This is a genomic window from Desulfolithobacter sp., from assembly GCF_054025815.1.
Genome location: NZ_JBPMMS010000024.1, coordinates 126,307 through 133,240, shown reverse-complemented (window position 1 = coordinate 133,240; position 6,934 = coordinate 126,307). Strand labels below are relative to the sequence as shown.

Below are 6,934 nucleotides of genomic sequence, written 5' to 3'. Positions count from 1 at the left end.
TGTCACCGAATATGAAACCCAAGACAGGGCGTTTTCAAAGATCAGTCAGCCTTCGGCTGAAGGGCGATTAATTTTTCGCTTCTAAATTATTTTTGTCTATTGACAACCAGGGGCCTTCTAAGTGTTAGGCGCTTTTGCCACGGACCAACGTTGTCCCTACCAATCCATGTTAGCTGCACGATCGAACTCCCCGGATAAGTGGTCAACGAAGCCCTCCATTGATTCTACGGAAGTCATCGCCGTTGCGTAAGAACCATCGGCAACCATTGTCATTATGATGGGTAACTCGGATCGTTGAATATATATCTTTGCAGGTTCGCGCGGGCCTGACCATAAATACTCAACAAAGTCATCTATCACTAACAGTGCTTCCTCTACTTTTAGTTCCAGACCTGCACCAAGTGAATATTTCTTGCTTTGTTTGTTGTGAGGAAGGAGAACGGGGACAGCTCCTGCTCCAGAATGAAATGTGAAAGCTTCTCCTTGTTTCCCAAATGCCCCATGAGCAATGTAGTTACGAACTTCATTTTTGATATGAATGAGTTCGTCAAACCATCGTTTTGATTGAATGTCATCAAGGGGTAAGGCTGTTTTATATTTGGAGCTCCATTCAGATCCAGCAAGTTTGGCTACTTCTTCCGCATTTGAAAGTTTTCCTTGCAGTAGGGCTAGATGTATAAAAACATGCTCAGTCCAGCTGAAAAACGCCTCAATTGCTGATAAGGCAAGCCACCTTGCCTCAAACCGTATCCTTGCAGAAGGAAGTGCTACAGATCGCCAAGACAAACCATCGTATTCATCAATATCGACATCATTCTCATCTTTGCGTTGCTCTGCTTCGCTGAGTTTGTCCTTAACCGACTTCGATAGAAATACAAACCTATCATATAGGTCAGAACTATTATTAAGCACATTAACCTTTGAGTCCGATACCGCCTGTTGGGCAATATAATCAAAGTACGGGCGAGCTGTTTTAACACCTTTATGTATTAGCGTAGCTATCTCGCCTGCGGCAGCTTCATCCTCCGCACTGTCTCTTGCAAAGATACCTAGACCGAATTTTCTATGCTCAATAAGAAACGCTCGGCCACGGTAATCAATTGGTACAGACCAGGAGACTTTCTCGCACTGACCTAGGTTCTTGAAGCCAAGAAGATCAACAAAGAGGAAATAGACGAGATAGTACGGTGGAAGCGAGCGACCCGCCTGAGTTCTTTTTGCCGCAAACAGAAAGTCTTTTTCCGCCTGAGTAGAATCGTTTGCGGGTTTTATTGGTTTAATCACTCGCAACACTCGTTCCTGGATGAATTTAAATTCTTCAGGTATTTTTCTAGTATTCATCGTCACGCGAGCTACCCGTTCTATTTTGCGCCTAACAAGTAATTATACAGGTCTGGATAACCTACATCGACCTGGTAACGTTAACAATGTAAAAACAACGAGTTATGCCTATTCTGGTCGTATATCATGCATGCAGAACTGGATATCAGGCGCCTGTATGCCATTCCATGCTCAAGATCCCGGACAAATATGGTCAGAGCAAAATAAAATCATTCCTTTCGCCACCCTACAGGGAGAGACTTTAACAACCCAGTTACAAAGAGCTGGGTAGATTTTCGATCGCTTCCTTGTCCCACCGGTTGACCTGGTTCACATGGATCCCGTACCCGGAGGCGATCACTGCGGATGTCAGGTCGCTAGATTCCTTTTGCCGCAGGCAATGATCTCGGGAACGGCCTCAGGGGGGAAATCGAGCCACTGGAAGAGGTGTTGTTCCAGGTCGATGCACTTCTGGAAGTTTTCCCGGATCAGTCGGTGGCGGAGGGGATCATTATTGCCATAATGCTTGATGATGTAGTCCAGCCGTTCTTCCAGGCTGACGATCTGGTCGTGGCGGACCCTTTTGTCGGCGTAATAGACAATTTCCCGGGCCAGGAAATGTCCCCGGGCGTACCGCTGGGGCTCGTGATGTTTGAGCAGGACGTGTTCGGCCACGCAGGGGGCGATCTCATGGAATCCGTGCTCCTCGCAGATAACCGCCCCCAGCAGGGCGTGTTCGCAACCGTTGTCCAGGCAGAGGGTCTTGGCGATGTCGTGGAGCAGGGCCCCGGCGACAACCCGATTCCTGTCCGGAAGCTCAAGTTCCGGAGGCAGGGTATCCACCAGCAGCTCCGCCACCTTGGCCACCACGATGGAATGGCGCCGGATGTTGGGCAGCATCCGGTACCGTTCCATGAGTTGGTAGCACTGGGTCAGGGAGGGAACCGCCATCAAGCCTTTTTACTGGAGTGCTCGTGTACCGCATCCACGGCGATTCTCGCCTGATCGGGAGGGGTCTGCGGCAGGATACCATGGCCCAGGTTGAATATATGCCCCCGGGCCTCGCGGGCATCGTCGAGCAGCCGGTGAACCCGCTGGCGCAGCTCGTCCCGGGGCAGAAACAGGGCAATGGGATCCAGATTGCCCTGGACTGCGTGGTCGCCCACCCTGGTAATCGCATCACCGATATTGATGCGCCAGTCCAGGCCAAGGACATCGGCTCCGGCCGTGGTGGTATGGCCCAGAAGGGTCGAACCGTTGTTGGCAAAGTAGATGATCGGCACATCGGTTGTCTGCCGCAGGTCGCGGATGATCGACTGGACGTAGGGCAGGGCGAACCGTTCATAGTCGCAGGGTGCGAGCACGCCGGCCCAGGAGTCGAAGATCTGCAGGGCCTGGGCTCCGGCCCGGGCCTGGGCCTGGAGATAGAGGCTGGTGCAGCGGGTGATCTTGGTGAGCAGGGCGTTGTAGAGTTCCGGGGCCTGGAACATCATCCGTTTGGTCTCCAGGAAGACCTTGGAGGATCCGCCCTCGATGAGGTAGGTGGCCAGGGTAAAGGGCGCTCCGGAAAAACCGATCAGCGGCACCTTGAGTTCCCGGCGCAGGATACGGATGGTTTCCATGACAAAGGGCATGGTCTCGTCCGGGTCCGGGACGATCAGGTTGTCCACGGCCTGCTGATTCCGGACCGGATCCGGAAAGACCGGTCCCCGTCCTTCATGGAATTCCAGGGTGAGGTTCATGGCTTCCATGGGGATCAGGATGTCGGAAAACAGGATCGCCGCATCCATCCCGAAGATGTCGATGGGCTGCAGGGTAACTTCGGCTGCCAACTCCGGAGTCTTGCACAGGTCGAGAAAGGTCCCCTTTTTTCTGATCTTTTGATACTCGGGGAGATAGCGTCCTGCCTGGCGCATGAACCAGACCGGTGTGTAATCGGTTTTTTCTCCCCGGCAGGCGCGTAAGAAAGTGTCGTTCATCATTGCATCCTTGTTGTGGGTTCAAAAAAAAGCGGAAAGCCCCTTGCTCCGGCGAACCGCCTCCCGGTGGTGGCCCTTTTTACGAAGAGGACTCGGTACCCGGCTCCGTGGCACCCTTTTGTGGCTGATAATTGCAGAACGGTTCCGGTCCCATGTAGTCTCCGGTCATGGCATACGCCCGAGCCCGGCAGCCACCGCAGACATTGACGTATTCGCACCGGCCGCAGTTGCCTTTGTAGCTCTTGAAATCACGCAGGTCCCTGAACAGGCTGGAATCTTCCCATATCTCCCTGAACGACTGCTCCCTGATGTTCCCGGCTGCTTTGGGGAAATAGCTGCACGGCAGGACATTGCCGTCCACATCGATCAGGCAGATCAGTTGCCCGGCCAGGCAACCCTTGGAGCCGCCGGTGGAGAATTTCAGGGTCCGCCGTTTGAACCGGTCTCCCTCCTGTTTGGAGCGCTGGAGGACGATCCGGTAATACTGGGGCGCGCAGGTGGGCCGGACCAGCAGGTCATGCTCCTCTTTCTCCATGTCGTAATGCCAGTTGAGGATATCCTCGTATTCCGACTCGGGAATCAGCTCTTCCATGATCTCCTCACCGCGGCCGGTGGGTACGATCATGAACAGGTACCAGGCCGTGGCCCCCAGCTTCTTGACCAGTTCGTAGATCTTCGGGGCCTCTTCTTTGTTGCGCCTGGTGAAGGATGAGTTGATCAGAAAGGGGATCCCGTGTTCGTTGAACAACCGGATGGCATTCATGGTGCCCTCGAAGGCTCCCTCCTGGTTACGGAAGTTGTCGTGCACCGCGGCGCTGGCTCCGTCCAGACTGAGCGACACCATTTTGATGCCCGATTCCTTGATCCCGCGGCAAACCTCTTCGTTGACCAGGGTACCGTTGGTAGCCATGCACATGCGCAGGCCACGGTCGGTTCCGTATGTGGCGATGTCGAATACATCTTTTCTCAGGAGCGGCTCGCCACCGGAAAGGACCACCACCGGGCTGGCGTAGGAGTTGATGTCGTCAAGAACCCGTTTTGCTTCTTTCAGGGAAAAATCCGGATGCTCCTGGACTTCCAGCTCGGATGAAGAACGGCAGTGGACACATTTCAGGTTACAGCGCCGGGTGATTTCCCAGGCAATCCATTTGGGTTCAAACTCCATCTGTTTCTCCGTGGTTATGCTGGATGGCCGAGCCCGCGATGTTGGGCCGGCGGGGTTTCAGGGGGTCCGGTGAGGGGTCGTTTCCCGGGTGGTCTCCGCGAGGATACCAATGTCATAGCAGAATCAGTTGAAATATATTCGCCTTGGAAAACATGGTCAACCTTTGTTTTTGCGGCTTTCCCCTTGCCAAGGACCTGTTCCTGTCGCACAATATAACAGAGAACCGTGCAGCCTTTCAGGCCATTGAAAACTGCTGCGTTTGAAGATGCGGTCCCGGAATTCGTTCAGATAAGCGATCCTGAAGGCTACGTTTGTCTGCGAGACTCCAAAATGCCCATGTATTCCATATGCACTGCGCGTTTTCGCCTCACTTTTTTCAGACCCATCTTTGCTCGTTACGTTTTTCAACAGCCTGCCACGTGGCGCTGCGCTCCGAGCAAACAATCCTGCGGGGAGGTGGAGTATGATGGAGATCAAGCGTGTCCTGATTCCGATTGATTTTTCTGACAACGCCGAGAAAATCGTTGATGCCGGAGCCTACGTGGCCGGTACCTTCAAGGCTGAAGTGCATCTGGTGTTTGTGGTGCAGAATTTTGACGATTACTCCGGTTTTTTTGTTCCGCCGGTGAATCTGCCCAATCTGGAGAAAGAACTTTTTGACTCGGCCCAGGAACGTATGGAGGCCTTTGTCCGTGATCATGAAGAGATGATCAGGAATCGCGGAGTTTCGAAAGTTGTCCATAAGGTTCTGGCCGGTGATGTGGCCGAAGAGCTGCTCAACTATGCCAAAACCGTGGACTGTGATTTGATTGTCATGGGGACCCATGGTTACAAGGGTCTGGAGCGTATCCTGTTTGGCTCTATTGCAGACAAGGTGGTCAAAAACGCCTGCTGTCCTGTCATGACAATCAACCCTTACCGTGAAGAGTGCGAGGAAGCGCGCAGGGTGTGAAAGTTCCACGCTGCCGCAACGAATAGACCCTGTCGTTTCTGTGCCATGCCCGGCGGTGCGCTCCCAGGCAGGGATGCCCTCATGAATGCCGGGTCCAGTGCCATGACGGTTCAGGCAGGAAAAACCCGCCCGTTTTGTTCCAGGGCGGGTTTTGTTTTTAGCGGGCAGGCGCAGCACTGATCAGGAGGTGAGACTTCATGTTTTCCTATCATCTGCAGTCAAGCCATACCTGGGAATCCGTTCGCGGCGGCGGAGGTGTGGACTGGTATCGCCAGCCGGCTGTCTTCAAGTATTATCCTGCCTGTTTTCCGGCAATCCCGCTTAAGACTGTTCCAAGCCTGCGCGAATTTCTCCTTCTCTGCGGTGGCCTGAGTGCGGAAAAGAAATATCCCGGCGGTTCATATTTTCTGCGGGTCAGTCCTTCAGCCGGGGCCCTGTATCCCTGCGAACTTTATCTGCAGGCCCGCGGTGTTGAAGGGCTGGAAGACGGGGTCTACCATTTTGAACCGCTTCGGGAACGGGTCCGGCTGCTGTATCGTCTCACCGGTGACCAGGGCCTGGAAGCGGCCATGGCGGACCGCAGGAGGGTTGCGGGAATTATCTTTCTGGTCACGGCTCTCTATTATCGTTCGAGCTGGAAATATGGAGACCGGGCTTATCGCTACTGCCTGCTGGACTCCGGTCATATGCTCGGCTGCATCGAAGCGGCGGCAACGGTCCAGAAAAGACCCTTTCAGCTCGTGTGCCGGTTGGAGCGTGAGACCCTTGGCCGCTGTTTCGGATTCGGGCGCCGGGAACTGGTCATGGCCGCGGTCGTGTCCGGCCGCAGGGAGGAGGAGTTGGTCGCCGGTCTGGATTTGAGCCTGCCTTTTGTGGATGGTACCGGGTTTTTCACGGAGAACGGGGTGATCGAGGCGGCCTATGCCGCTTCGGCCTGTCCTGCAGGTTGCCGGTCGGCAGACGGGGCAGAGGTGTATCGGTGTGATCCGGATCGGCTGCGGCGTGCCATTCTTGCCCGCCGGTCCATCCGCTCTTTTTCCGGCCAGCCCATAAGCCGGGACGAGTTTGCCGAGGTTCTCCGGGTTGTGTACCGACCGCTGGCCACTGATTGCAAAGTATTGGTGCGTACGGCCGAGGTTGTCCACCGGGTCGAGGAAATGCAGCCCGGTATCCACGACGAGTATGGTTGTTGCCAAAGCGGAGATTTCAGGGAGTTTTCCGGCTATCTCTGTCTTGAACAATCCCTTGGTTCGGATGGGGCAGTGACTGTTTTCTGGCATAGTAATGCTGAAAACTACCTGCCCATGATGCTCAAGGCCGGGATACTGGGCCAGCGGATCTACCTTGTCTCCACGATGCTTGGTTTCGGCTGTTCGGGTATCGGTGCCTTTTATGATCATGATGTGGAGGAATTTCTCGGGACCAGCGACATGATCCTGTACGCCATGGCCTTTGGTCGTTGAGTGGCTGTGGAGATGGCGGTTCAATTGTTTTGTCTTGACCGGGGCACGGGGTGGT

At 54.4% G+C, this 6,934-nt stretch carries 6 protein-coding genes; 2 read left to right on the top strand and 4 right to left on the bottom strand.

All coding sequences use genetic code 11. The features are described 5' to 3' along the window. Window positions 1-156 precede the first annotated feature (156 nt). The 4 genes from ACXJJY_RS06840 to ACXJJY_RS06825 all read right to left on the bottom strand — a co-directional run bounded on the left by ACXJJY_RS06840 (window position 157) and on the right by ACXJJY_RS06825 (window position 4,464). On the bottom strand, window positions 157-1,341 hold the full coding sequence (locus ACXJJY_RS06840) for a hypothetical protein (protein ID WP_456386271.1): 1,185 nt from the start codon (window positions 1,339-1,341) through the stop codon (window positions 157-159). 348 nt (window positions 1,342-1,689) lie between these two features. Beyond that, window positions 1,690-2,271 carry an HDIG domain-containing metalloprotein gene (locus ACXJJY_RS06835; protein WP_456386269.1) on the bottom strand — a complete coding sequence of 194 codons (582 nt, stop codon included), beginning with the start codon at window positions 2,269-2,271 and terminating at the stop codon, window positions 1,690-1,692. Continuing rightward, complete coding sequence (gene hemE / locus ACXJJY_RS06830) at window positions 2,271-3,299, bottom strand: uroporphyrinogen decarboxylase (protein WP_456386267.1); 1,029 nt, start codon at window positions 3,297-3,299, stop codon at window positions 2,271-2,273. Before hemE ends, ACXJJY_RS06835 begins: the two co-directional genes overlap by 1 nt. 79 nt (window positions 3,300-3,378) lie before the next feature. Further along, window positions 3,379-4,464, bottom strand: a complete 1,086-nt coding sequence (locus tag ACXJJY_RS06825; RefSeq protein ID WP_456386263.1) for a radical SAM protein — start codon at window positions 4,462-4,464, stop codon at window positions 3,379-3,381. 463 nt (window positions 4,465-4,927) lie between these two features. On the opposite strand from ACXJJY_RS06825, the gene ACXJJY_RS06820 reads away from it, so the two are divergent. Both ACXJJY_RS06820 and ACXJJY_RS06815 read left to right on the top strand, forming a co-directional pair. Continuing rightward, a complete protein-coding gene (locus ACXJJY_RS06820; RefSeq protein ID WP_456386261.1) occupies window positions 4,928-5,416 on the top strand; it encodes a universal stress protein in 489 nt (162 codons plus the stop codon). Window positions 5,417-5,613: 197 nt separating this feature from the next. Then, window positions 5,614-6,879: a SagB family peptide dehydrogenase gene (locus ACXJJY_RS06815; RefSeq protein WP_456386259.1), complete on the top strand. Its 1,266-nt coding sequence runs from the start codon at window positions 5,614-5,616 to the stop codon at window positions 6,877-6,879. Window positions 6,880-6,934 lie beyond the last annotated feature (55 nt).

What these genes read in the sequence shown, in the direction of transcription:
- ACXJJY_RS06840 (WP_456386271.1), bottom strand. Translation starts at nt 1,341, where the DNA reads ATGAATACTAGAAAAATACCTGAAGAATTTAAATTCATCCAGGAACGA.
- ACXJJY_RS06835 (WP_456386269.1), bottom strand. Translation starts at nt 2,271, where the DNA reads ATGGCGGTTCCCTCCCTGACCCAGTGCTACCAACTCATGGAACGGTAC.
- hemE (WP_456386267.1), bottom strand. Translation starts at nt 3,299, where the DNA reads ATGAACGACACTTTCTTACGCGCCTGCCGGGGAGAAAAAACCGATTAC.
- ACXJJY_RS06825 (WP_456386263.1), bottom strand. Translation starts at nt 4,464, where the DNA reads ATGGAGTTTGAACCCAAATGGATTGCCTGGGAAATCACCCGGCGCTGT.
- ACXJJY_RS06820 (WP_456386261.1), top strand. Translation starts at nt 4,928, where the DNA reads ATGATGGAGATCAAGCGTGTCCTGATTCCGATTGATTTTTCTGACAAC.
- ACXJJY_RS06815 (WP_456386259.1), top strand. Translation starts at nt 5,614, where the DNA reads ATGTTTTCCTATCATCTGCAGTCAAGCCATACCTGGGAATCCGTTCGC.